The sequence below is a fragment of the Streptomyces sp. ME02-8801-2C genome, assembly GCF_033793965.1.
Lineage (GTDB): Bacteria > Actinomycetota > Actinomycetes > Streptomycetales > Streptomycetaceae > Streptomyces.
Map to the genome: position 1 here is coordinate 333,640 of NZ_JARAXP010000001.1, position 23,853 is coordinate 357,492.

Here is a 23,853-nt window from a genome sequence, read left to right on the forward strand (position 1 = left end):
CCATGGCGAACCCTCGACTCCCGCTCAGCAGGAGGTCGTTCGTCGTCGCGAGCACCGGGGCCGCTCTGGCCCTGGGGCTCGCGGCCCCCGCCCGCGCGGCCGGCCGGACCCGCTTCGGCCGCTACGGCTCCCCGGCCCGCCGTCTGACCGAGCAGACGCTGTACGTCGACGCGGCAGGCACCGGCGACTTCACCGGCGTCCAGGCCGCCGTGAACGCCGTCAGCGGCACCGGATTCACCCTGGTTGTCGCACCGGGCGTCTACCGCGAGACCGTCGCCGTCAGCTCCACCCGTACGGAGCTGACCCTCGTCGGCGCCTCGGAGAACCCGCGTGACGTCGTCATCGTGTACGACAACGCCGCCGGCACCCCGAAACCCGGCGGCGGCACCTACGGCACCACCGGCTCCGCCACCACCCTGGTGCAGGCAGCCGGGTTCACGGCCCGCTGGATCACCTTCGCCAACGACTGGCTGCGCGCCGACCACCCGGACATCGCGGGTACCCAGGCCGTCGCCATCAAGGTGCAGGGCGACCGTTCGGCGTTCCACCACTGCCGGTTCCTCGGCCACCAGGACACCCTGTACGCCGACTCGATGAGCCGTGAGGCGTATGCCCGGCAGTACTTCGCGCACTGTTACGCCGAGGGCGACGTCGACTTCGTCTTCGGCCGGGCCACCGCCGTGTACGAACACTGCCACTTCCGCACCCTGAACCGCACCGACCTCGGCGGCGCCCCCTACGGTTTCGTCTTCGCGCCCTCCACCGTGGGTACCAACCCGCGCGGCTACCTGGTCACCGGCAGCCGCGTCACCAGCGAAGCCCCGGATGCCGCCTACAAGTTGGCCCGCCCCTGGGTGCCCAGCTCCGACACCACCGCCCGCCCGATGCTCACCGTCCGCGGCACCCACCTCGGCCCCGGCATCGACGCGGTCGCGCCCTACACCAACATGTCGGACAGCTTCCCGTGGCAGAGCCAGCGGTTCGCCGAGTACCGCAACTCGGGGCCGGGCGCGGTGATCACGGTGCCGGAGAACCGGCCCCAACTCACGGCCACCGAGGCCGAGTCGGCGACCCGCGAGGCGTATCTCGGCGACTGGGCGCCATGGCAGGGGCGGTGGTGCTGAGATGCGCCGACGCACGCTGCTGACCGGGCTGACCGGGCTCGCCGGTGGGCTGATGGTCACCGGCACGACTCCCGCCCTCGCGTCCGCCGCGCACCGGCACCGCGTCCTGCACGTCCGCCCCGGCGACTCCATCCAGGCCGCAGTGGACGCGGTGGTCGCGACGGGCGGCACCGGCCGGACGATCGTCGTGCACCCGGGTACGTACCGCGAGTTCGTCAACATCCCGGCCCAAGCAGCCGAGTTGACCCTGCGCGGCGCCACCGGCGACCCCCGCGACACCGTCATCGTGTACGACAACGCCAACGGCACCCAGAAACCCGACGGTTCGGGCACCTACGGCACCGCGGGCTCCGCCACCTTCACCTCGGCGGCGCCCGGCCTGACCGTACGCGACCTGACCCTCGCCAACGACTGGCTGCGCGCCGACCACCCGGAGATCACCGGGACGCAGGCCGTCGCCGCGTATGTCACGGGGGACCGCTCGCAGTTCCGGCGGGTCCGGTTCCTCGCCCACCAGGACACCCTGTTCGCGGACACGACGGCACTGACCGCCTTCGACCGGCACTACTACCGCGACTGCTACATCGAGGGCGACGTCGACTTCGTCTTCGGCCGGGCGCGGGCCGTCTTCGAGCGCTGCCACTTCCACACCCTCGACCGGGACGTCTCCTTCAAGCCCGAGGGCATGGTCTTCGCCCCCGCCACGGCCCGCGCCAACCCGTACGGCTTCCTGGCCGTGCGCGGGCTGGTGACCTCGGGCGCGGAGGACGGCGCGTACAAGATCGCCCGGCCCTGGGTGCCCTCGTACGAGACCACCGCCTGGCCCTCGCTGGTGGTCCGGGACACCTGGCTCGGCCGGGGCATCGACGCCGTGACCCCGTACACCAACATGCGTGAGGCCTATCCGTGGCAGACCATGCGCTTTCGCGAGTACGGCAACTCCGGTCCCGGCGCGCTGATCACGGTGCCGGAGAACCGGCCTCAGCTCACGGCGGCGGAGGCCGGCGAGCACACGCGGCGGACGTATCTCGGCGACTGGCGCCCGTATGAGCGGCAGTGATCCGGCGGTGGGACGGCGGGCGTTCGTCGTGGGGGCGGGGGTGGCTCTGATCAACGGGGGTGCCGCCCAGCCCGCACTCGCGGATGCCGATGCCGATGCCGATGCGGGTTCGGAGCAGGACCCGGAGTCGGAGTCGGCGGTCGTCGAGGGGCCCTTACCCGGCTTCCACCCGGCGCTCAAGGACGAGCTGGACTTCCCGCTCGCCTGGGGCCGCTCCGGCATCCGGGACTTCGGGGCCTGGCGGCGCATCGCCCGCGCCAAGGTGGAGGAGACCCTCCTCGTGGAGCCGGACGGCGACGGCGTCCCGTTCGACCCGGAGTTCAGCGACCGGACCGAGAACCCCATCTACCGAAGGGAGTTGGTGACCCTCGCCCTCACCCGGTACGAGCCCGTGCGCGGCGCGCTGCTCACCCCGCACGGCACCGGGCCCTTCCCCGCCGTACTGCTGCTCCACGACCACGGGGCGAAGTTCGACATCGGGAAGGAGAAGCTCGTCCGGCCCTGGTACGACGACACCCGGCTGGCCTCCGCCGAGGCCTGGGCGGACCGCTACTTCAGCGGACGGTTCGTCGGCGACGAACTGGCCAGGCGCGGATACGTCGTGCTGGCGCTCGACGCGCTCGGCTGGGCCGACCGGGGCCCACTCGCCTACGACCAGCAGCAGGCCCTCGCGAGCAACATGTACAACCTAGGCTCGTCCCTCGCCGGACTCATGGCCCGCGAGGACGTACGCGCCGCCCGCTTCCTCGCCGGGCTCGACCGGGTGGACGAGCGGCGGGTCGCGGCCGTGGGGTTCTCCATGGGCGCCTACCGCGCCTGGCAGACCGCCGCGCTCAGCGTCGACATCGCCGCCGCGGCCAGCGTCTGCTGGATGACCGGGCTGAAGGAAATGATGGTCCCCGGCAACAACACCCTGCGCGGCCAGTCCAGTTACCACATGCTCCACCCCGGGCTCGCCCGGCACCTCGACTTCCCCGACGTGGCGAGCATCGCCGCACCCAGGCCGATGCTGTTCTTCCACGGCGCCCAGGACCCGCTGTTCCCGGCGGAGGGCGTACGCGTGGCCCACGAGAAGCTGCGCGCCGTCTGGCGCTCGCGCCGCGCCGGGGAGCGGCTGCACACCAGGATCTGGCCCGACCTCGGCCATGTGTTCACCGCACCCATGCAGGACGACGTCTTCACCTGGCTGGACGCCGTGCTGTAACCCCCCAACCGCTCCTCAACCCGCGTCCCCCTTGCGACGAAAGGACCCGCACGTCATGCGTCGTATGCGTATTACTCGTGTCAACAGCTCACTGACCGCTCTCGCCGTCACCACCGCCGGTATCGGCCTCGCGGTGCTCCCCACTCCCGCCCAGGCAGCGACCGTGGTCGTCTCCACCTCGGCGCAGCTGAGCAGCGCCATCTCGAGCGCCACCGCCGGCACGACCATCCAGGTGCGCGCCGGGACGTACTACCCGACGGCCACCCTCCAGTCGACGGCCAACGGCACGTCAGCCAGCCGGATCTACCTCCAGCCGTACGGCTCGGAGAGCGTCAAGATCGACGGGTCGAACCTGCCCGACGGCGACTGGATCTTCAAGCTGACCGCGGACTACTGGACCGTCTCCAACATCACGTTCCAGAACTCCCCGGACAGCGCGGTCGTCTGCCAGTCCTGCGCCTCGACGGTGTGGAGCAACATCAAGACCATCAACGGCGGCGACTCCGGCTTCACGCTCACCGGGGACAACACCACCAACAACACCGTCAGGAACATCGACTCCTACGGCCACTACGACCCCGCCAACCACGGCGAGAACGCCGACGGCATCGCGGTGAAGTTCGGCTCCGGCACCGGCAACCTGATCACCGGCGCCCGCCTCTACAACAACTCGGACGACGGGATGGACTTCTGGTCCTTCTCGTCCCCCGTCACCGTCGAGCACACCTGGGCGATGGGCAACGGCAAAAACCGCTGGTCCGACTCGGCGTTCGCGGGCGACGGCAACGGCTACAAGCTGGGCGGTGACGGCGAGGTCGTGGCCCATGTCGTCAACAACTCGGCCGCCTGGGACAACGCGGGCAACGGCTTCACCGAGAACAGCAACAAGGGTGCCATCGTCATCAACCGCACCACCGCCTACGCCAACGCCAAGTGGGGCTACTACTTCGCGACGGGTGCGGCCAAACTCGGCAAGAACCTGGCCGTCGGCAACAGTTCCGGGTCGGTGAACAAGGGCTCGTCGGTCACCTCGGCCGGCAACAACTGGGACTCGGGGATCTCGACACCGTCCTTCGCGTCCACGAACGCGTCGACCACGTTCAACTCCCGCGCCTCGGACGGCACGCTGCCGGCGACGACGTTCCTGACGACGGGCAGCACCACGATCGGCTCGACGATGAACTGACCGTCCGCTGCCGCGAGTTGCGAACGGAAAGCCGAGTGAGGGGTGCGGTGCGGTCCGCCCGCACCCCTCGCTCCTCAATGGCCGGTTTCCGTCCCCTATTGACTTGATATAGATCAGGCAAAAGGTCTGGCAACCGCGAGGGTGACGCGCGTAGAAACCTGGCATGCATAAGTCACTTCGGTTCGCGACACTCACCGTCACCTGCGCTGTCGCGGGCGCCGCGCTGTACGGCACCGGCGCGGCCACCGCCCACCAGTCCACGGCCAACTCCACCCGTGAGCCCTACAACATCGGGCTCCTGGTCAAGGACATCGACACCTACTACGGCACCACGGCCGACGCCAACGGCGTGTACCAGGCCTCGACGACCAGCCCGTACGCCAAGGACCTGGCGCGTATCGAGTCCGCGGCGAAGAGCTACATCGACAAGACGGCCCGCAAGGCGCTGCACAAGGGCAAGAAGCCCGCTGTCGTCTTCGACATCGACGACACGCTGCTGCTCTCCCTCGACTACGAGAAGAGAACCAACTACACGTACAACTCGGCCACTTGGACCGACTACGTGGCCAAGGCCGACCGTCCGGCCGTCTTCGGCACGCCCGAGCTGGTCGCCTACGCCAAGGCCAAGGGCGTCGAGGTGTTCTACAACTCCGGACTGAAGGAGTCGCAGCGCGCCGCGGCCGTCGCGAACCTGAAGAAGGTCGGCGCCGACATCAACCTCGACGCCGGGCACATGTTCCTCAAGGACGCGGCCAACCCGCCCGCCTACCTGAGCGACTGCGCCACGACCACCGCCTGGACCTGCACGACCGTGCAGTACAAGGCCGGCACCCGCAAGCACATCGAGCAGGACCTCGGCTACGACGTCATCGCCAACTTCGGCGACCAGTACTCGGACCTCGACGGCGGCTACGCCGACCGCACGTACAAGTTCCCGAACCCGACGTACTTCGTCAGCTGAACATCGGTCCCTGACCGGGATCTCGATCTTTCACAGGGAATGCGGCAACCCTTTTCAGCCGGGCGGCGACAGGACAGCAGAGCCGGGCTGCGGCCTCACCTCATCGAGGCCGCAGCCCGGTTCCTGTCCGGGGAACCACACAGTCCCAGCCCCGAGGAAAGGAACGTCCGTGCGCATCGGCACCGGCCGCCACCGCAGAACCCGCACCCTCTCCATCGCCGCGGCGGTGGCCCTCTCCTCCGGTGCCGGCGGCGTGTACCTCGGCCTCTCGCCCGACGGAGCGAGCGCCGCAGGCGCCACGGTCACCGTGTCCAGCACGGCGCAGCTGGAGGCGGCGGTGCGCAACGCGGCGGCGGGCCGCGTCATCCAGGTGCGCGCGGGCACGTACTACCCGACGGCCACCCTCAAGTCGACGGCGAACGGCACGAGTTCGGCGCGGATCACCCTCCAGGCGTACGGCGACGAGAAGGTGCGGATCGACGGGTCCAGGCTGCCCGCCGGTTCCTGGCTGGCCGGGATCTACGGCGACTACTGGACCGTCCAGAACCTCACCTTCACCAACTCCCCGGCCCAGGGCTTCGTCGCCACCTCGTCCGTCGGCGGGATCTTCAGGAACCTCGTCACCGCGCGCAACGGCGACTCCGGTTTCACCCTGCGCGGCGACGGCACCAGCGACAACCTCGTGCAGAACCTGGACAGTTACCTCAACTACGATGCCGCGGGCCACGGCCAGAACGCCGACGGCCTCGCCATCAAGTTCGGCTCGGGCACCGGCAACAGGGTCACCGGGGCGCGCCTCTACGACAACGCGGACGACGGCATCGACCTCTGGCAGTTCTCCACCCCCGTCACCGTCGAGCACACCTGGGCCTTCGGTAACGGCAAAAACCGCTGGCACGACCGCGCGTTCGAGGGCAACGGCAACGGCTTCAAGCTGGGCGGCGGCGGAGTGTCGGTCGCCCACGTCGTCAACAACAACGCGGCCTGGGACAACAACCTGCACGGCTTCACGGAGAACTCCAACACCGGCGCGATCGTCCTCAACCGCAACACCGCCTACGGCAACGCGCGAACCGGCTTCTACTTCGCCACCGGCAGGGCCCGCCTCGCGAGAAACCTCGCGATGGCCAACAAGGGCGCCCTGTCCAGGCTGGGCCCGTCCGCCGTCTCGGCGGCCAACAACTGGGACTCGGGTGTCGCGACACCGGCGCTGAAGTCGAAGGACGCGTCTGCCGCGTACGGCGCCCGGCGGTCGAACGGGTCGCTGCCGGCGACCACGTTTCTCACCGTGGGCTCCACGGCCATCGGCTCGACCATGAACTGACGTACCGCACAGAAGAATTGAGTGACGCAGAACCGAGCCCCCGCCGGTCGTCACCGGCGGGGGCTCTCTCTGTCTGGCCGAGGGGGGCTCAGGCCAGCAGATCCAGGCAGTCGAACGAGGTGCCCGGGCTGAGGAACGCCGTGCCGCTCGAACCACTGACGATGTTGATCTTCAGTACGTTGTACTGACTCACGTCCGTCTTCCACGCACTCCTGGGGACGCTGTAGGTGATCGTACGGTTGTTCCCCCGGTAGGAACCAGTGGTGAGGGAACGCGTCGAGGGCTGCGCGGTGGCCGTGGGGACGGGCGACACCCAGTCGTTGACGGTGACCCGCGGGCGCCCGCCCGAGAACGCGTCCGTCACACCGATGCGCAGGGTGTGCGCGGCGGCGGCCTGGGCGGCGGTCAGCCTGAAGTACACGAGGATGCCGTCGTTGACGCCGCTCCACATGTACGCCGGGAAGGTCGCGGCGGAGGAGCCGTCGCCGATGGTGACGTTCCCCGTCCACTTCGCCGCGCGGGCGTCCGAGGGGTGCGCGTACGTCATCAGCTTCGCGTTCTTGAACTCGCCGGGCGTGCCGTCCCAGTCCCCGAGCCGCCAGATCGTCCTCGCGGTCGACGGGTCCCCGGTCACGGTGATGCTGTGCAGCGTGGTCGTGCCGCCCGCCTTCACGGTCACCGGGGTGGTGTGCACGGCCAGTTCGCCCTTGTACACGGTCAGCGTGTACGCCCCCGGCAGCATCCCCTTGCAGGAGAAGGCGCCGGTGCCCGAGGCGGCCTTCGCCCAGTACTGGGCGTCCGCGTTCGCGAAGCCCACGGTGTAGGGGTGCTTCGCGTCCATCCCCTTGATGCCGACCCCGGCCACCTTGCCGCGTCCGGCCGCCCCGACCCAGCCGGTGATGCCGAGCCCGTCCACCCAGGAGGTGTCGAGGCGCCCGGCGGCGAGGGAGGCGGCGGGGGCGCCGCCGTCAGTGAAGGCGAGCACGTAGGGACCCTGGAGGCCGAAACGTTCCTTCTCCGTCTGGGCCTGGTTGTAGTGCAGGATCTCGTACAGCCCCGCGCCCTTGTCGTTCGAGTGGCGCAGCAGCGAGCGGTAGAAGGGGCCGCCGGACGCCTTCTCGTGGTTGGAGGGCACGATCCACAGACCGACCGAGCCGGTGGTGAAGCCGATGTGGTCGTAGTCGATGACCCGCTTGCCGGAGTAGTGCTTGGAGTGCGTGGTGCCGTCCGCGCGCCGCCAGACGTCACCGGCCTCGATGATCTTGTCGGAGGCCTCGATCCAGGAGTCCGACCCCTCGTTCGGGAACATCCCCGGCTTGAGACGGACGATGAAACGGGTCGCCGTGAAGGAGGCGTCCGCCTTGTTCGTCCACATGTAGACGTTGTTCTGGCCGCTACGCGCCGCGTACCACTGGGTGATCGGACCGTGCACGGCCTTGACCAGGATCGTCGAGCCGGACTGCCTGACGGTCACCGTGGACGCCCCGAGCCCCGACTCGACGTGCGAGTGCCGGCCGCCGTAGCCCTCGTACTCCTTGCCCCGGTAGACGAGGGAGGTGAGGTCGCCGGTCTTCTTGGAGATCTTGAAAACGAGTGAGGCGCCGGTGTTGACCACGAAGTTCGAGCCGTCGTCGGTGTGGCCGAAAGTAGCCGCCGACGCGGACGAGAGCAGTCCGCTGCCCGCCGCCACCGCGGCACCCGTACCGGCCACTCCCACCGCGGAAGCGGCCAGCAGCCTGCGGCGACTGAGTTTTCTCTTGTGCGTGCTCACGGCTGCCGACTCCGGTCGTGCTTGAAGGATCACTTGCTCGTACGTGATGACAGATGGCGAAAATTCGCCCGTGGTTCCGTCCGCACCACTACCGATCACCTGGGCGGTGAGGAGATGTGTGCGTCTCCTGGTCGCCGCCCGCGCGAGAAAGGTTGCCGAGTCCGCGGAATTCTTTCCACGCGGCGGGTCACGCCTTCACGAATCACCCTCGTCGGACTTGTCCTTGTCGTCCTGGCCCGCGAAGTCGCCCTTCACGGCGAGCTGTTCGCTCCCCGCCCGGGCCGTCACCGTGTACGTGTCGTCCTTCGCGTCCCGGCCGCCGCGCGTGTGGTCGTACTGGCCCGCGAAGACCCACTCGCCCGGCAGGACCGTGCGGCCCTCCTTGAGCACCCACGTGTAGACCAGGAACCCGTCGCGCTGGGCGACCGTCAGCTCGAAGTCGTCCTCCGGGGCCGACCGCCACGCACCCGTGGAGGTGACCCCGCCGGTGTCGGCGACCTTCAACTCGACCGTGAGCGCGGTCAGTCGTTCGGTCGTCTTGATCGTGACATTGCTCTGCGCCCAGAAGTCGTTGCTGTGCGGATCGATCGAGCCGTCCGACCACAGGGGCCCGTCCTCGACACCCTTGGCGGCAGGCGCCGGCGCCGTGTTCGAGGCCTTCGGCGTCGGAGTGGGTGTCGGCGTCGGCGTGGACCTCGGCTTCTCGTCCTCGGTGTCGCCTTGGGACGGTTCGGGAGCCGGCTGGACCGGTGCCCGGCTGGTCGCGTCCGGCGACGGGGTCGGCAGTGGCGAGACCGAGACGGTCGGATCGGCCGGGGTCTCGTCGTTCTTCACCACGGAGGCCAGCGCGTACCCGCCCATCGCCAGGATCCCGGAGACCGCGGCGGTGGCACCCGCGACCCGGGCCCAGGCCAGCAGTGGCGTACGTGCTGCCCGGCGGCGCGAGCGACGCTTCTCCTCGGGCCCGGCGGCCATACCGCGCTCGACCCGCGCGAGGATGCGCGCGCGGTCGGGCTCGTACGCCTCGGCCGCTTCACGCAGCCCGGCACGCAGCTCGTCGTGCGGCGTCCTCATCGGTTCGTCCCTCCCGCTCCGCCGGTGGTGCGCACAGGGGTGCGCATTCGAAGCGGGGCCTCGTCGGTGCCAAGGAGCCGCTGCAGTTCGGCCATTCCCTTGGACGTCTGGCTCTTAACCGTACCGACAGTAACTCCCAGGGCGAGCGCCGTGTCCTTCTCCGAGAGGTCGAAGGCATGCCGGAGCACCACACACGCCCGCTTGCGGAACGGCAGTCTGCGCAGGGCCTCCTGGACATCGATGACGCCGGGTATGTCGGGATTCTCCGTCTTCTCTTCCCGTTGGGACCAGAACAGAGTGATCCTCCGGCGCTCCCGGATCGCGCTGCGTATACGGGTCTTGGCCAGATTCGCGACCACGCCACGCGCGTACGCCACCGGGTGGTCGGCGGCCCGTACCCGGTCCCAGCGGTTCCACAGCGCGAGCAGCGCGTCCGCCGCGAGGTCGTCGGCGGCGTCCGCCTCGCCCGTCAACAGGTGGGCCAGGCGGGCGAGTTCGGCGTAGTGCCGCTCGAAGAAGGCATGGAACTCCACGGCGGCTGCGTCGTCGACGACAGTGCCCACGGGCGACCTGACCCCCTTATTCACTGAGTTTTCCCAGGCCGGCGGCGGCTGTCGGCCGAAGCCGGGTGCCTGCGTATACGGCCACTGTGGTGCGCCGGTGAAGAGGTGGTGATCATTTGGCGCGAGAGCCGAGAGAGTATCAGGCTGTCGTACGGCCCTTCGAGCGCCGTACGACAGGTCGATCCTGATTCCGTAACACGGAGAAAACCTGAGAACGGTTCAACGCAGGAACAATCCAGCCAGTACCCGCACACAGATCAAACAGGCAACGAGGAGTAACCCCCATGTCCGAACCACAGAAGGTGGCCGACCGACCCGGCGCCGCGCCCCCGGCGGCGAACAGCGTCGACGGCTTCTTCAAGATCTCCGAACGGGGGTCCACCTTCGCCCGTGAAGTACGCGGCGGCTTCGCCACGTTCTTCACGATGGCCTACATCCTTGTCCTGAATCCCATCATCCTGGGCAGCGCCAAGGACAAGTTCGGCCACCAGCTCGACAGCGTCCAGCTCGTCACCGCCACCGCCCTGGTCGCCGCGGTGATGACGATCATCATGGGCGTCGGCGGCAACCTCCCGCTCGCCCTCGCCGCGGGCCTCGGCCTCAACGCGGTGGTCGCCTTCCAGATCGCCCCGCTGATGAGCTGGGACGACGCGATGGGTCTGGTCGTCCTCGAGGGCCTGGTGATCTGCGTCCTAGTGGTGACCGGCCTCCGCGAAGCGATCATGCACGCGATCCCGGGACCGCTCAAGGCGGCGATAGGCGTGGGCATCGGCCTGTTCATCGCCTTCATCGGCTTCGTCGATGCCGGTTTCGTCAGCCGGATCCCGGACGCCGCGAACACCACCGTCCCGGTGCAGCTCGGCGGCACGGGCAGCCTCAGCGGCTGGCCCGTCCTGGTCTTCTGTCTCGGCGTCCTGCTGACCATCGGTCTGATCGCGCGCAAGGTGAGGGGCGCGATCCTGATCAGCATCGTCACGATGACGCTCCTCGCGCTGATCATCAACTCGGTCGCCGACGTCAAGAGCTGGGGCCTGACCACGCCGGCCTGGCCCGACAAGATCGCGGACACCCCCGACTTCGGGCTGATCGGCCACTTCAGTCTGTTCGGCGCGTTCGGCGAGACCACGGTGATCACCGTGGTCCTGCTGATCTTCACCCTGATCCTGTCGGACTTCTTCGACACGATGGGCACCGTCGTCGGCATCACCGCCGAGGCCGGCCTGCTCGACGAGGAGGGCAAGGTCCCGAACCTCGGCCGCGTCCTGCTCATCGACGGCGCGGCAGCGGTGGCGGGCGGCGCGAGCTCCTCGTCCTCGGCGACCGCCTACATCGAGTCGGCGGCGGGCGTCGGCGAGGGCGCGCGCACCGGCTTCGCCAACCTGATCACGGGTGGCCTGTTCGCCTGCGCGCTGTTCCTGACGCCGATCCTGACGATCGTCCCGATGCAGGCCGCCGCCCCCGCCCTGGTCGCGGTCGGCTTCCTGATGATGACCCAGGTCAAGCACATCGACTGGGACAAGTACGAGATCGCCATACCCGCGTTCCTGACGATCGCCGTGATGCCGTTCACGTACTCCATCACCAACGGCATCGGCGCCGGCTTCCTGGCCTACGTCCTCATCAAGGCCGTCCTCGGCAAGGCCAAGGAGGTCCACTGGCTCCTGTGGGGCACGAGCGCCCTGTTCCTGATCTACTTCGCGATCGACCCGATCGAACAGCTCTTCGGCACGAAGTAAACGGGGTCCGGGTTCCCCGCGCCGTCTTTCAGGGGCGCGGGGAACTGCGCGACCAGCCCCAACGGCGCAGCACCCGAAGCACTCACCCGAGAGAGCTCACCCAAGACAACTCACCCAGCCAACGCGGCCTGCATCATCGCCTTGGCCACAGGCGCGGCCAACCCATTCCCACTCACCTCGGACCGAGCCGCCCCCGACTGCTCGACCAGCACCGTCACGGCGACCTCCTTCCCATTGGACTGGGACTTCGCATAGGACGTGAACCAGGCATAAGGCGTCTTGCTGTTGTTCTCCCCGTGCTGAGCCGTACCCGTCTTGCCTCCCACCGTCGCCCCCGCCACCCGCGCGTTGGTCCCCGTCCCGTCGGAGACAACCGTCTGCATGGCCGACTGCAACTGCTCGGCCGTCCCCGCGCTGATGATCTCCTTCGTCGACGCCTCGCTGTCGTAGTCCTCCAGCACATCCCCGTCCGCCTTCGTGACCTGCGACACCATGTGCGGCGAGACCAGCTTGCCGCCGTTGGCTATCGCCGCGGACACCATGGCCATCTGCAACGGCGTCGCCGTGACATCGAACTGCCCGATGCCCGTCAGGGCGGTCTGCGACTTCTCCATGTCCGAGGGGTACACGCTCGGATACGCCCGCACCGGCACGTCCTGCTTGTCGTCGTTGAAGCCGAACTTCTCCGCCATCGCCCTGACCTTGTCCTGCCCGAGGTCGACGGCCATCTTCGCGAAGACGTTGTTGCAGGAGTACTGCAGCGCGACCCGGATCGTCGCGTTCTCACAGGGCGCGTTCGGGTTCTCGTTGGACAGCTCCCGGGTCGTGCCCGGCAGCGTGTACGGGTCCGGGCTGACCGTACGGTCGTCCACCGACCCGTACAGCCCGTCCTCCAGGGCCGCCGCCGCGACCACCAGTTTGAACGTCGAACCCGGCGGCAACGGCTGCCGTATCGCCCGGTTGACCAGCGGCTTGTCGGGGTCCTCGTTGAGCTTGGTCCAGGTGGTGCCGTCGCCCGCCCCGGTGATCGTCGAGGGGTCGTAGGACGGAGTGGAGACCATGGCGAGGATCCTGCCGGTCCTCGGGTCGATGGCGACCGCGGCGCCCTTCTTGTCGCCGAGCGCCGAGTACGCCGCCTTCTGGACGTCAGGGTCGATCGTCGTGATCACGTTCCCCGGAGCGGCGTGCTCCTTGGTGACCGTGTCCATGAACGTCGTGAGTCTGTTGTCCGAGCCGTCGAGGACGTTCTTGTAGATGCCCTCCAGCTGCGTCGGCGTGAACAGCGGTGTGCTGTACCCGGTCACGGCCGCGTAGAGCTCGCCGTCCGTGTACGTCCGCTGGTACTTCAGGTCGCCACTGTTCGTCTCCTTCGAGCCGGTGACCGACTCGCCGGCCACGATGATGTTCCCGAGCGGGTTCGCGTACAGCGCGATCGCGTTCCGCCGGTTGTCGCTGTCGTCCGCGAGCGCCTTGGCGTCGTAGAACTGCACCCATGTCGCTCTCACCAGCAGAGCGAGCACAAGCAGCAGTGTGAAGACGGAGGCGCGCCTGATCGTTTTGTTCATCCCGCTCGAAAGACGAGCGGCGCGGCACGTGGCGTTCCCCTTCTCCCGATTTCTCATGGCCAATTCAGGAAACCCGGGAGGTTGTAAGGGCCACCGGTGTCGCTGACGACGCTCACGCCTCCAGCGTCAGCACGACCTCGTCGATCTCCGTGCCGCGCGCCTGCGCGAACCCCCGGTCGTGCCCGGAAACGCGGAAACCGCATTTCTCCAGCACCCGCAGCGAGCCCGCGTTGTCGGCGGCGGCACGCGCGTGCAGCGGACGCTCCGGGACCTCGGCGACGAGCGCGCGCAGGGCGGCCGTCGCGATCCCCCGCCCCCAGTAGGCGCGGTCGATCCAGTACGTCACCTCGCGCGAGCCCGGCTCCCCGTACACCGCCGCACTGCCCACCACGTCACCGTCGACCAGGACCGTCCGCGGCAGCACGTCAGGGGCGGCGCGGATCCGCTCCCAGTGGGCCTCGAAGGCCTCCCGGTCGGTGGGGTCCTTCGCCGTGAACGCGGCCATCCACAGCGATTCCGGGTCGTTCGTCTGCCGGAAGAAGACCGGCAGGTCACTGGTGTGGACCTCGCGGAGCACGACGTCCATGGAAGCCGAGTACCGCATCGTTCAGAGCCTCCGGGTGGCCAGGGTCAGCCGGTCTCTCGCGTCGAACAGGGCGTCCTTGACCATCTGCTCGTGGGCCGGGGTGAGCCGGGCGACCGGCACGGAGCAACTGATCGCGTCCCGCGCGGGCGTGCGGTAGGGGACCGCCACGCCGAAACAGCGCAGCCCCAGCGTGTTCTCCTCGCGGTCCACCGCGAAGCCCTGCTCGCGCACCAGACGCAGCTCCTCGATGAGCTTCTCCCGGTCGGTGATGGTGTGCTCGGTCAGCGCGGGCAGCGTCTCCGGGAGCAGCTTGCGCACCTGCTCGTCGGTGTGGGTGGCCAGCAGCGCCTTGCCGAGGGAGGTCGAGTGGGCGGGCAGCCGACGGCCGACGCGGGTGAAGGGGCGCAGATAGTGCTGCGACTGGCGGGTGGCGAGGTAGACCACGTTCGTGCCGTCGAGCCGCGCCAGGTGGATGGTCTCGGTGGTGTCGTCGGAGAGCCGGTCGAGGGTCGGGCGGGCCACCGCGACCACCTCGTCACCGTCGATGTACGAGGTGCCGACCAGCAGTGCCCGTACGCCGATGCCGTAGCGCGTACCCGTAGCATCGGTCTCGACCCAACCGAGGTCGACGAGCGTACGCAGCAACATGTAAAGGCTGGATTTGGGGTAACCGACAGCCTCCTGGACCGACGCCAGGGAGTGCATGCCGGGACGTCCGGCGAAGTATTCCAGCAGTTCAACGGTCCGTACCGCGGACTTGACCTGCGCCCCGCCGCCTGTCTCGGCTGTCGACATCGCCCTTGACCCCTTCGTTCGACGGGAAATAGTCTCCAACAGCATATTCATCATCAGAGACGCTGTTCAGCATATCGAACGCACCTGGTGAATGACGTAAAAAATACGCATCACAAATGGCAACACAATCTGGAGGGACCCCCGGTGGCAGCAACACCAGTCTGGAGTGTCGACCCCCGTACCGGGAAGCAGCGGGAGCAGGTCGCGGTCGAGGCCACAGCGCAGGAGGTGGACGCCGCCGTCCGCGCGGCCCACGCAGCCCGCCCGGCCCTCGTGGACCGCACGGTCCGTGCCGCCTTCCTGCGCAGCGCCGCCGACGAGCTCGAGGCGGCCAAGGAGCAGCTCGTCGAGACCGCTGACGCGGAGACCGCGCTCGGCCTGGTCCGGCTGACCGGCGAACTCGCCCGCACCTGCTACCAGCTGCGGGCCTTCGCGGACATCGTCGACGAGGGCGCCTACCTCGACGTCGTCATCAACCACCCCGACGACACCGCGACCCCGCCGATCCCGGACCTGCGCCGCTACAAGGTCCCGCTGGGCGTCGTGGCCGTGTACTCGGCCTCCAACTTCCCCTTCGCCTTCTCCGTGGCCGGCGGTGACACCGCGAGCGCGCTCGGGGCGGGCTGCCCGGTCGTCGTCAAGGCGCACCCGGACCACCCGGGCCTGTCCGAGCAGGTCGCGGCGGTCCTGCGCCGGGCCGCGGCCTCGCACGGCATCCCCGAGGGCGTCGTCGGCCTGGTCCACGGCTTCGAGGCGGGCGTCGAGCTGGTCAAGCACCCGCTGGTCGCGGCGGCCGGCTTCACCGGTTCCATCCGCGGCGGCCGTGCCCTCTTCGACGCGGCGGCGGCCCGTCCGGTCCCGATCCCGTTCCACGGCGAGCTGGGCTCCCTGAACCCCGTCGTGATCACGGAGGCGGCGGCCGCCGAGCGCCCCGAGGCGATCGGTACGGGGCTCGCGGGCTCCATGACCCTCGGCGTCGGCCAGTTCTGCGTGAAGCCCGGCCTGGTGCTCGCGCCGGCCGGCGCGGCGGGCGACCAGCTGCTGAAGTCCCTCACGGACGCGGTCGGCGACACCGCCGCCGGTGTCCTTCTCGACCACCGGATGCGTGACAACTTCGTCGCCGGGGTCGCCGAGCGCGCCGAGCTGCCCGAGGTCGAGACCCCGGTCACCCCGGGCGCGGGCGACGAGCACACCGTCAGCGCCGGGTTCCTCACGGTGGCCGCGGACAAGCTGACGACGGAGGGGGCGTACGACCTGCTCCTGGAGGAGTGCTTCGGGCCGGTCACCGTCGTGGCCCGCTACACGGACGAGGCCGAGGCGAACGCCGTTCTGTCGCGTCTGCCGGGGAACCTCACCGCGACGGTTCACCTCTCGGCCGAAGAGGCCGCGGGGGAGGGGCGCGGAGCGGAGATCCTGGCCGAGCTGACGCCGCTCGCGGGTCGCGTGCTGGTGAACGCGTGGCCGACCGGGGTCGCCGTGGCCGCGGCCCAGCATCACGGGGGGCCGTACCCGGCCACCACGTCGACGTCGACTTCGGTCGGCGGGACGGCTGTTGAGCGGTGGCTGCGGCCGGTGGCGTACCAGAACGCGCCTGCCGCGCTGCTGCCGGTCGAGTTGCGGGACGAGAACGAGCTGGGGCTGCCGCGGCGGTTCAACGGTCGTCTGGAGCGCTGACACGCCGTTGGGGTGCGGTGGAATATGCGGCCGACGGGTCCGTTGTGGCTTGTCGCGCAGTTCCCCGCGCCCCTTTCGGGGCGCCCATCTTGCCCTGCGATAATCGGGAAATGGACTTGGAGCTTTCCCCGCTGCCGTTTCCCCTCCGTACTTACGGGCCCGATGGGCACTGGTCCTTCGAGGACGGGGTGCTCACCGGGTGGGCCGGGCCCCGGCAGGACCGGTTCGTGCCGCCGACCGGGGAGGCGCTGGATCCCGCCGCCGACGCGCCGCGTCTGCTCGGGGCACCGCACGGCGACTTCCAGCTGATCGCCCGCGTCACCGTCGGCTTCTCGGCCTCGTTCGACGCGGGTGTGCTCTACGTCCATGTCGGCGAGCGGGCCTGGGCCAAGCTCTGCCTGGAGTACTCCCCGGACGTGCCCACCGTCTGCACAGTGGTCACCCGGGGACATTCCGACGACGCCAACTCCTTCACCGTGGACGGCAGTTCGGTCTGGCTCCGGATCAGCCGCACCGGCCGCGCCTTCGCCTTCCACGCCTCGCGCGACGGCGAGAAGTGGACCTTCATCCGTCTGTTCACCCTGGGCGACGAGAAGGAGACGGACGCGGCCCTGATCGGCTTCATGACCCAGTCCCCGATGGGGGAGGGGTGCGTGGTGACGTACGACCACATCGAGTTCCGCCCGGACTGGCCGAAGGACCTGCGGGACGGCAGCTGAGCGGACGGCAGCTGAGGGACGGCGGGGCCGAGGAATGAAACCGGCCGCTTGAACGTTCACACAATCCTGTAGCCGTTCGACCTGGAGAGAGCCGAAACATGCGCGTCGAGATCTGGAGCGACATCGCCTGCCCCTGGTGCTACGTGGGCAAGGCCCGCTTCGAGAAGGCGCTGGACGCCTTCCCGCACCGCGAGGGCGTCGAGGTCGTGCACCGGTCGTTCGAGCTGGACCCGGGGCGCGCCAAGGGCGACATCGAACCCGTTCTCAAGATGCTCACCAAGAAGTACGGCATGAGCGAGGCGCAGGCCCAGGCCGGCGAGGAGAACCTGGGATCGCTGGCCGCCGCCGAGGGGCTCGCGTACCGCACCCGGGACCGTGACCACGGCAACACCTTCGACATGCACCGCCTGCTCCACCTCGCGAAGGACAAGGGGCGGCAGGACGAGCTGATCCAGCTCTTCTACCAGGCGAACTTCGCCGAGGAGGAGTCCGTCTTCGGCGACGACGAGCGGCTCGTGTCGGTGGCCGTCGCCGCCGGTATCGACGCCGACGACGCCCGGCGGGTACTCGCCGACCCGGACGCGTACGCCGACGCCGTGCGCGCCGACGAGCGCGAGGCCGCCGAACTGGGCGCGAACGGCGTCCCCTTCTTCGTCCTCGACCGCAAGTACGGCGTCTCCGGCGCCCAGCCCGCCGAGGTCTTCGCCCAGGCCCTCACCCAGGCGTGGGGCGAGCGGCCCGCTCCCCTCAAGATCGTCCAGCCGGAGGGCGACGGCGCCGAGGTCTGCGGCCCCGACGGATGCGCCGTGCCCCAGAAGTGACACTGGCTGGAAAACCGCAGGTCAGGGGCAACGTATAAGCGGCCCTTAGCGGTGCCGCGCAGAATTCGGCAATGGACGAGGAGATCTCCGGGCCGCACAGTGGTCCCATGGCAACCTCCGCGAAAGCCTCGACGTCCGAGAACCTACGCAACCTCGTCCGTGCCGAGTTCGCCCCCAAGAACACCTATCTGAACACCGCGAGCACCGGCCTGCTCCCCGCCCGCGCCGTGGCCGCCATGCGCGACGCCGTGCAGTCCGTGGCCGACGGACTGCCGCAGGACATGTTCGCCGACGTGGAGGCCTCGCGCGCCGCCTTCGCCCGGCTCGTCGGGGTGTCCGACCGCAGGGTCGCGGCGGGCGCGTCCGTCGCCGTCTACAGCGGGCTGATCGCCGCCTCGCTGCCCGCCGGCGCCGAAGTCCTCACCGCCGAGGACGACTTCACCTCCGTCCTCAACCCGTTCCACGTACGCGGGGACCTCAAGGTGCGGACCGTGCCGCTCGAGCGGATCCCCGAGTCCGTCCGCCCCGGCACCGCCCTCGTCGCCGTCAGCGCCGCCCAGTCCGCCGACGGACGCATCGTCGACCTGCCCGCGCTGCGCGAGGCCGCCCGCGAACACGGCGCCCGTACGTATGTCGACGCCTCCCAGGCCGCCGGCTGGCTGCCCGTCGACGCGGACGCCTACGACTATGTCGCCTCCGTCGCCTTCAAGTGGCTCGTCTGCCCGCGAGGCGTGGCCTTCCTCGTCGTACCCGAGGACCTGGGCGGACTGACACCCGTGTTCGCGGGCTGGGTCGCGGGGGAGGAACCCTGGGACAGCTGCTACGGCCCGGTGCGCGAACTCGCCCACTCGGCAAGGCGGTTCGACGAGAGCCCGAGCCTGTTCTCGTACGCCGGCGCCCGCCACTCCCTCGCCCTCATCGAGGAGTTGGGCGTGGAGACCGTACGCGAGCACGACCTCGCACTCGCCGACCGCTTCCGCGCGGGCCTGGACCGCCTGGGGCACCAGCCCGTCCCCGCCCCCTCTTCCGCCATCGTGTCCGTCCCACAACTCGGTTACCGCCAGGCCGAGTTGAGCCGGGCCGGGATCGAGATCTCCGACCGGGCCGGAAATCTGCGCGCCGCCTTCCATCTCTACAACACGACTTCGGACGTGGACCGACTCCTGGACGCCCTGTCCGGCTGAACCGGTGGCGCGAGATCCCCAAGGGCGCTAGGAATTGGCACCAAGGGGTGGTGGTGCGGGTGGAGTCGAGGCCAGACAGGACCGTCAGGTCCGTGAAACCGCCCGCCGACGCGGAACTGCATCGGCGGCTGGTGTACGGGGACGAGTCCGCGCTGGCCGAGGCGTACTCGGCGTACGGCGCTCTGGTGCGCGCCGTCGCCGTGCGCGTCACACAGAGCCAGGTCGCCGCCGAGGACGTGGCCCAGGAGGTCTTCGCCCAGCTCTGGACCAGGCCGTACGCCTTCGACGCGCGCCGCGGGTCGCTGCGCACCTGGCTGTCGATGCTCGCCCACCGGCGGGCCGTCGACTGGGTGCGCAGCGAGGCCCGGCACCGAAAAGACACCCGCGCCGACGACCTCGCGCTGCACGCGATCCCCGACGCCTCACCAGGCCCCGACGAGACCCTCGTACACCGCGAACGCTCCCTGCAACTGCACACCGCGCTCGCCGAACTTCCCCTCTCCCAGCGGGAGGTGGTCCACCTCGCCTACTTCGCCGGCCGCACCTACCGGCAGGCCGCGGTCGAACTCGGCATCCCCGAGGGCACGGCGAAGACCCGCCTGCGCACGGCACTTCGGACCTTGGCACAGACTTTGGCCGAGCCGCCCGACCCCGCACTGGAAAGAGGCGCATGATGGCAGCGGTGGGAGAAGGAGGTGCGGGGTGACGGGCGATCACGACCACGAGACGGTACGGGAGCTGCTCCCCGCGTGGGCCTTCGGCGCCCTGCAACCGGCCGACGAACACACGATCCGGCCACACCTGGCAGAGTGCGACACCTGCAGGGCGGAGGCAGAACGCCTGCGCGAAACGGTACGAATGCTGGACGGTCCCCCCGCCGACCTGCTGGCGGACGGGGGTGCGGGTGGGCCCGTCGGTGGGAGCAGGCCCGTGGGGGTGGGGGAGGAGGGCGGTGTGCTCGCGCTCGCCCTGCGCTCCCGTCGGCCCGTCTCCGGCTTTGGTGTCGCTCCGTACGCCGCGCCCTATGCCGGCGCGGTTTCCGCGCTTCAGGCTCTCCTGCGTGAGGTGGGCGCGGAGGGGCGTGGGGGCTGGCGTACGCCCGTCGTGCACGACTGGGATGTGCACGACACCGTCGCCCATCTCATCGCGGCCGACGAACCGCTGGCCCTGGGGCTCGGGCTGGATCCCCGTGTTCCCGTCCTGCGGACGCCCTCGCCTGCCGAGGACGACGGCGGCTGGGAGACCGCCTGGGCCGAGCGGACCGCCGAGGTGATTGCCCACGAGCGGCGGCGCCACGACCCCGGGGAGACCGTCGCCACCTGGGCCGCCCAGGCCGCCGCCCTGCTCGGCACACCCGAGGCCCGCGACCCCGAACCCGCCGCCGTCGCCATGACCTTGACGGGCGCGCGGCTGCCCGTCGCCGACCACTTCATGATCCGGGCCTTCGAGGCGTGGATCCACACCGACGACATCGGCCGCGCCCTCGGCCTCGCCGTACCACCCCTGCCCGACCCGCACCTGTGGCGACTGGTCCACCTCGCCGTCCGTGTCCTCGGCGCGGCGCTCGGGCCCGAAGCGCCCCCGGTCCTCTTCGCCGTCACCGGCGGCGAGGAATGGGTGCTGGGCTCGGAGGACGAGCCCGTACAAGCCGAACTCGTCCTGGATCCGGTCGACTTCTGCCTGCTCGTGGGCGGCCGTCACACACCGGACGAGGTGCCGCGCGGCGAGAGTGGGGACGGCACGGCCGTACGCAACGTACTGGAGCGCGCGGCCGCACTCGCGTGGCTCTGAGGTCCACGGCCTGAGGTCCACGGCCCCGAGAAGTCACCTCACCGGCGTGAAGTCCCGAGCCCCGATGAACTCCGGCCTGCGTACCGGTGCCGCGAACGGTTCCACCGCCCGGTTCTCCACGCTGTTGAACACGATGAAGACGTTGCTGCGCGGGTACGGCGTGATGTTGTCCCCGGAGCCGTGCATGCAGTTGCAGTCGAACCAGGTCGCCGAACCCGCCCTGCCCGTGAACAACTTGATCCCGTGCTCGTCGGCCAGCGAGGTCAGCGCCTCGTCGGACGGGGTGCCCGCGTCCTGCATCTGGAGCGACTTCTTGTAGTTGTCCTCGGGCGTCGCCCCGGCGCAGCCGAGGAACGTCCGGTGCGAACCCGGCATGATCATGAGGCCGCCGTTGGTGTCCAGGTTCTCCGTCAGCGCGATCGACACGGACACCGTCCGCATGTTCGGCAGGCCGTCCTCCGCATGCCAGGTCTCGAAGTCGGAGTGCCAGTAGAAGCCGCCCGCCCCGAACCCCGGCTTGACGTTGATCCGCGACTGGTGGACGTACACGTCGGAGCCGAGGAGCTGCCGGGCCCGCCCGACGACCCGCTCGTCCCGCACGAGCCGCGCGAACACCTCGCTGATCCGGTGCACCTCGAAGACCGAGCGGATCTCCTTCGACTTCGGCTCGATGATCGACCGCTCGTCGGCCCGGACGGCCGGATCAGCGATCAGCCGCTCCAACTCGGCTCGGTAGAGCGCCACTTCGTCATCGTCGAGGAGCTGGTTGATCGCCCGGAAGCCATCACGCTCGTACGCCATGAGCTCGGCTGCGGCGAACGGTCCGGGCGTGTCCGGCGCCCCCCAGACGACCGGGTCCTGACGCGGGACGGTCACCTCGACTGCGCCCCGGGTGGGGTACAGGTCGGTGAGAGCGGACGTCGACGTGGAAGCGGACGTGGACGTGGACGTGAGTGACATGGGTGTCAGACCTCCTCGGAGTCGGGGGTGAAGTCGGGTTCCGTCAGCAGGGGATAGACGCCGTTCTCGTCGTGGTCCTCGCGGCCGGTCACGGGCGGGTTGAAGACGCACAGGCAGCGGAAGTCCTCCTTGATCCGCATCGTGTGCCGCTCGTGCCCGTCGAGGAGGTACATGGTGCCGGGGGTGATCGTGTACGTCCGCCCGGTCTCGTCGTCGGTCAGCAGGGCCTTGCCCTCGACGCACACGACGGCCTCGACATGGTTCGCGTACCACATCGACGTCTTCGTGCCCGCGTACAGGACGGTCTCGTGCAGCGAGAAACCGACCCGCTCCTTGGCGAGGACGATGCGTTTGCTCTCCCAGGTGCCGGACGCCGCCCTCACATGCCGGTCGGTGCCCTCGATGTCCTTGAACGAACGGACGATCACGTGCTCAACAACCCCTCTCTCAGAGTGACTTGATCTCAGACAGACTTGACGGTCTCGCGGACGGCACGGGCAACGACCCGCAGCCCCTCGTCCAGTTCCTCCGGCGTGATGGTGAGCGCCGGCAGCAGCTTCACGACCTCGCTCTCCGGGCCGGACGTCTCGACGAGCAGCCCGAGTTCGAAGGCCCGCCGGGCGACCCGCCCCGCGCGCTCCTTCTCGTGGAACTCCATGCCCCACACCAGCCCCCGGCCCCGGTACTCCTTGACGTCGGCGAGGTTCTCCTCGGTGATCGAGATCAGCGCCTCCTCGACCTGCTCACCCCGCGCGCGCGTCTGCTTCTCCATGGCCGAACCGTCGGACCAGTACGTCTCCAGCGCGGCGGCGGCCGTCACGAACGCCGGGTTGTTGCCGCGGAACGTGCCGTTGTGCTCGCCCGGCTCCCACACGTCCAGCTCCGGCCTGAACAGGCACAGCGACATGGGCAGCCCGTACCCGCTGATGGACTTCGACACGGTGACGATGTCGGGCACGATGCCCGCCTCCTCGAAGGAGAAGAAGGCACCGGTCCGCCCGCAGCCCATCTGGATGTCGTCGACGATCAGCAGCATGTCCTGCCGCTCGCACAGCTCGGCCAGGGCCCGCAGCCACTCCGGGCGCGCCACGTTGATGCCGCCCTCGCCCTGCACGGTCTCCACGATCACCGCGGCCGGCTTGTTGAGACCGGAGCCCTGGTCCTCCAACAGCCGCTCGAACCACAGGAAGTCGGGGACGGTCCCGTCGAAGTAGTTGTCGAACGGCATCGGCGTCCCGTGCACCAGCGGAATGCCCGCGCCGGCCCGCTTGAAGGCGTTGCCGGTCACCGCGAGCGACCCGAGGGACATTCCGTGGAAGGCGTTGGTGAAGGACACGATGGCCTCCCGCCCCTTCACCTTCCGCGCCAACTTCAGCGCCGACTCGACGGCGTTGGTGCCGGTCGGACCCGGGAACATGACCTTGTACGGCAGGTCGCGGGGCCGCAGCACGAGTTCCTGGAAGGACTCCAGGAACGCGCGCTTGGCGACGGTCGACATGTCGAGGCCGTGCGTGACACCGTCCCGTTCCAGATAGTCGATCAACGCCCGTTTCAGCACCGGGTTGTTGTGCCCGTAGTTGAGTGATCCGGCGCCCGCGAAGAAGTCGAGGTAGGCATGGCCGTCCTCGTCGTACATCCGGCTGCCCTGCGCCCGGTCGAACACGGCGGGCCAGCTGCGGCAGTAGCTGCGCACCTCGGACTCGACTGTTTCGAAGACGCTCAGGTCGGGCTGGGTGATGGTCACGGCGATGAACT

Annotated in this window: 22 protein-coding genes; 13 read left to right on the plus strand and 9 right to left on the minus strand. The window is 69.4% G+C overall.

The window, feature by feature from the left end:
* The first annotated feature begins 2 nt into the window (after positions 1-2).
* The 6 genes from PV396_RS01520 to PV396_RS01545 all read left to right on the plus strand — a co-directional run bounded on the left by PV396_RS01520 (position 3) and on the right by PV396_RS01545 (position 6,859).
* Complete coding sequence (locus PV396_RS01520; RefSeq protein WP_319199728.1) at positions 3-1,124, plus strand: pectinesterase family protein; 1,122 nt, start codon at positions 3-5, stop codon at positions 1,122-1,124.
* A gap of 1 nt (position 1,125) precedes the next feature.
* A complete protein-coding gene (locus PV396_RS01525; protein WP_319199729.1) occupies positions 1,126-2,184 on the plus strand; it encodes a pectinesterase family protein in 1,059 nt (352 codons plus the stop codon).
* Positions 2,171-3,388: a dienelactone hydrolase family protein gene (locus PV396_RS01530; protein WP_319199730.1), complete on the plus strand. Its 1,218-nt coding sequence runs from the start codon at positions 2,171-2,173 to the stop codon at positions 3,386-3,388. The genes PV396_RS01525 and PV396_RS01530 overlap by 14 nt, the downstream gene beginning before the upstream one ends.
* A gap of 55 nt (positions 3,389-3,443) precedes the next feature.
* Entirely contained in the window at positions 3,444-4,574 is a 1,131-nt protein-coding gene (locus PV396_RS01535; protein WP_416071312.1) for a right-handed parallel beta-helix repeat-containing protein, read from the plus strand.
* Positions 4,575-4,737: 163 nt separating this feature from the next.
* Positions 4,738-5,535: an HAD family acid phosphatase gene (locus PV396_RS01540; RefSeq protein WP_319199732.1), complete on the plus strand. Its 798-nt coding sequence runs from the start codon at positions 4,738-4,740 to the stop codon at positions 5,533-5,535.
* A gap of 169 nt (positions 5,536-5,704) precedes the next feature.
* A complete protein-coding gene (locus tag PV396_RS01545) occupies positions 5,705-6,859 on the plus strand; it encodes a right-handed parallel beta-helix repeat-containing protein (protein ID WP_319199733.1) in 1,155 nt (384 codons plus the stop codon).
* Between the two features lie 88 nt (positions 6,860-6,947).
* Here the strand turns inward: PV396_RS01545 and PV396_RS01550 are convergent, their stop codons facing one another.
* From PV396_RS01550 to PV396_RS01560, 3 genes are all read right to left on the minus strand, one after another.
* Entirely contained in the window at positions 6,948-8,630 is a 1,683-nt protein-coding gene (locus tag PV396_RS01550; protein ID WP_319199734.1) for a rhamnogalacturonan lyase B N-terminal domain-containing protein, read from the minus strand.
* Positions 8,631-8,825: 195 nt separating this feature from the next.
* Positions 8,826-9,704, minus strand: coding sequence for a hypothetical protein (locus PV396_RS01555; protein WP_319199735.1), 879 nt, complete (start codon positions 9,702-9,704; stop codon positions 8,826-8,828).
* Positions 9,701-10,267: a SigE family RNA polymerase sigma factor gene (locus PV396_RS01560; protein ID WP_319199736.1), complete on the minus strand. Its 567-nt coding sequence runs from the start codon at positions 10,265-10,267 to the stop codon at positions 9,701-9,703. The genes PV396_RS01555 and PV396_RS01560 overlap by 4 nt, the downstream gene beginning before the upstream one ends.
* A gap of 284 nt (positions 10,268-10,551) precedes the next feature.
* On the opposite strand from PV396_RS01560, the gene PV396_RS01565 reads away from it, so the two are divergent.
* Positions 10,552-12,003: an NCS2 family permease gene (locus tag PV396_RS01565; protein ID WP_319199737.1), complete on the plus strand. Its 1,452-nt coding sequence runs from the start codon at positions 10,552-10,554 to the stop codon at positions 12,001-12,003.
* Positions 12,004-12,113: 110 nt separating this feature from the next.
* Here the strand turns inward: PV396_RS01565 and PV396_RS01570 are convergent, their stop codons facing one another.
* From PV396_RS01570 to PV396_RS01580, 3 genes are all read right to left on the minus strand, one after another.
* Complete coding sequence (locus tag PV396_RS01570; RefSeq protein WP_319199738.1) at positions 12,114-13,568, minus strand: peptidoglycan D,D-transpeptidase FtsI family protein; 1,455 nt, start codon at positions 13,566-13,568, stop codon at positions 12,114-12,116.
* A gap of 112 nt (positions 13,569-13,680) precedes the next feature.
* A complete protein-coding gene (locus PV396_RS01575; RefSeq protein WP_319199739.1) occupies positions 13,681-14,154 on the minus strand; it encodes a GNAT family N-acetyltransferase in 474 nt (157 codons plus the stop codon).
* Between the two features lie 21 nt (positions 14,155-14,175).
* Positions 14,176-14,949, minus strand: a complete 774-nt coding sequence (locus PV396_RS01580) for an IclR family transcriptional regulator (protein WP_319199740.1) — start codon at positions 14,947-14,949, stop codon at positions 14,176-14,178.
* 144 nt (positions 14,950-15,093) lie between these two features.
* On the opposite strand from PV396_RS01580, the gene PV396_RS01585 reads away from it, so the two are divergent.
* The 6 genes from PV396_RS01585 (at position 15,094) to PV396_RS01610 (ending at position 21,138) form a co-directional block, all read left to right on the plus strand.
* A complete protein-coding gene (locus PV396_RS01585) occupies positions 15,094-16,623 on the plus strand; it encodes an aldehyde dehydrogenase (NADP(+)) (protein ID WP_319199741.1) in 1,530 nt (509 codons plus the stop codon).
* A 110-nt stretch (positions 16,624-16,733) separates the two neighbouring features.
* Positions 16,734-17,342 carry a DUF1349 domain-containing protein gene (locus tag PV396_RS01590; RefSeq protein ID WP_319199742.1) on the plus strand — a complete coding sequence of 203 codons (609 nt, stop codon included), beginning with the start codon at positions 16,734-16,736 and terminating at the stop codon, positions 17,340-17,342.
* Positions 17,343-17,440: 98 nt separating this feature from the next.
* On the plus strand, positions 17,441-18,163 hold the full coding sequence (locus PV396_RS01595; protein ID WP_319199743.1) for a DsbA family oxidoreductase: 723 nt from the start codon (positions 17,441-17,443) through the stop codon (positions 18,161-18,163).
* A 71-nt stretch (positions 18,164-18,234) separates the two neighbouring features.
* Positions 18,235-19,347, plus strand: coding sequence for an aminotransferase class V-fold PLP-dependent enzyme (locus tag PV396_RS01600; RefSeq protein WP_319199744.1), 1,113 nt, complete (start codon positions 18,235-18,237; stop codon positions 19,345-19,347).
* 92 nt (positions 19,348-19,439) lie between these two features.
* Entirely contained in the window at positions 19,440-20,021 is a 582-nt protein-coding gene (locus PV396_RS01605; RefSeq protein ID WP_319199745.1) for an RNA polymerase sigma factor, read from the plus strand.
* Between the two features lie 28 nt (positions 20,022-20,049).
* The gene (locus tag PV396_RS01610) at positions 20,050-21,138 is read left to right on the plus strand and encodes a maleylpyruvate isomerase family mycothiol-dependent enzyme (RefSeq protein WP_319199746.1); all 1,089 of its coding nucleotides are present in this window, start codon (positions 20,050-20,052) and stop codon (positions 21,136-21,138) included.
* 33 nt (positions 21,139-21,171) lie between these two features.
* Here the strand turns inward: PV396_RS01610 and thpD are convergent, their stop codons facing one another.
* The 3 genes from thpD to ectB are packed head-to-tail and all read right to left on the minus strand — an operon-like array spanning position 21,172 to position 23,842.
* On the minus strand, positions 21,172-22,098 hold the full coding sequence (thpD, locus tag PV396_RS01615) for an ectoine hydroxylase (protein ID WP_319199747.1): 927 nt from the start codon (positions 22,096-22,098) through the stop codon (positions 21,172-21,174).
* Between the two features lie 5 nt (positions 22,099-22,103).
* Complete coding sequence (locus PV396_RS01620; RefSeq protein ID WP_319199748.1) at positions 22,104-22,526, minus strand: ectoine synthase; 423 nt, start codon at positions 22,524-22,526, stop codon at positions 22,104-22,106.
* A 35-nt stretch (positions 22,527-22,561) separates the two neighbouring features.
* Positions 22,562-23,842 (minus strand): diaminobutyrate--2-oxoglutarate transaminase, encoded by a 1,281-nt coding sequence (ectB, locus tag PV396_RS01625; protein WP_319199749.1) that lies wholly within the window; start codon positions 23,840-23,842, stop codon positions 22,562-22,564.
* Positions 23,843-23,853: the final 11 nt, after the last annotated feature.

Bases quoted from the DNA above. Each gene is read 5' to 3' on its own strand.
- PV396_RS01600 (WP_319199744.1), top strand. From the start codon at position 18,235: ATGGACGAGGAGATCTCCGGGCCGCACAGTGGTCCCATGGCAACCTCC.
- PV396_RS01595 (WP_319199743.1), top strand. From the start codon at position 17,441: ATGCGCGTCGAGATCTGGAGCGACATCGCCTGCCCCTGGTGCTACGTG.
- PV396_RS01525 (WP_319199729.1), top strand. From the start codon at position 1,126: ATGCGCCGACGCACGCTGCTGACCGGGCTGACCGGGCTCGCCGGTGGG.
- PV396_RS01570 (WP_319199738.1), bottom strand. From the start codon at position 13,568: ATGAACAAAACGATCAGGCGCGCCTCCGTCTTCACACTGCTGCTTGTG.
- PV396_RS01590 (WP_319199742.1), top strand. From the start codon at position 16,734: ATGGACTTGGAGCTTTCCCCGCTGCCGTTTCCCCTCCGTACTTACGGG.
- PV396_RS01530 (WP_319199730.1), top strand. From the start codon at position 2,171: ATGAGCGGCAGTGATCCGGCGGTGGGACGGCGGGCGTTCGTCGTGGGG.
- PV396_RS01540 (WP_319199732.1), top strand. From the start codon at position 4,738: ATGCATAAGTCACTTCGGTTCGCGACACTCACCGTCACCTGCGCTGTC.
- PV396_RS01535 (WP_416071312.1), top strand. From the start codon at position 3,444: ATGCGTCGTATGCGTATTACTCGTGTCAACAGCTCACTGACCGCTCTC.
- PV396_RS01575 (WP_319199739.1), bottom strand. From the start codon at position 14,154: ATGGACGTCGTGCTCCGCGAGGTCCACACCAGTGACCTGCCGGTCTTC.
- PV396_RS01555 (WP_319199735.1), bottom strand. From the start codon at position 9,704: ATGAGGACGCCGCACGACGAGCTGCGTGCCGGGCTGCGTGAAGCGGCC.
- thpD (WP_319199747.1), bottom strand. From the start codon at position 22,098: ATGTCACTCACGTCCACGTCCACGTCCGCTTCCACGTCGACGTCCGCT.
- PV396_RS01580 (WP_319199740.1), bottom strand. From the start codon at position 14,949: ATGTCGACAGCCGAGACAGGCGGCGGGGCGCAGGTCAAGTCCGCGGTA.
- PV396_RS01520 (WP_319199728.1), top strand. From the start codon at position 3: ATGGCGAACCCTCGACTCCCGCTCAGCAGGAGGTCGTTCGTCGTCGCG.
- PV396_RS01565 (WP_319199737.1), top strand. From the start codon at position 10,552: ATGTCCGAACCACAGAAGGTGGCCGACCGACCCGGCGCCGCGCCCCCG.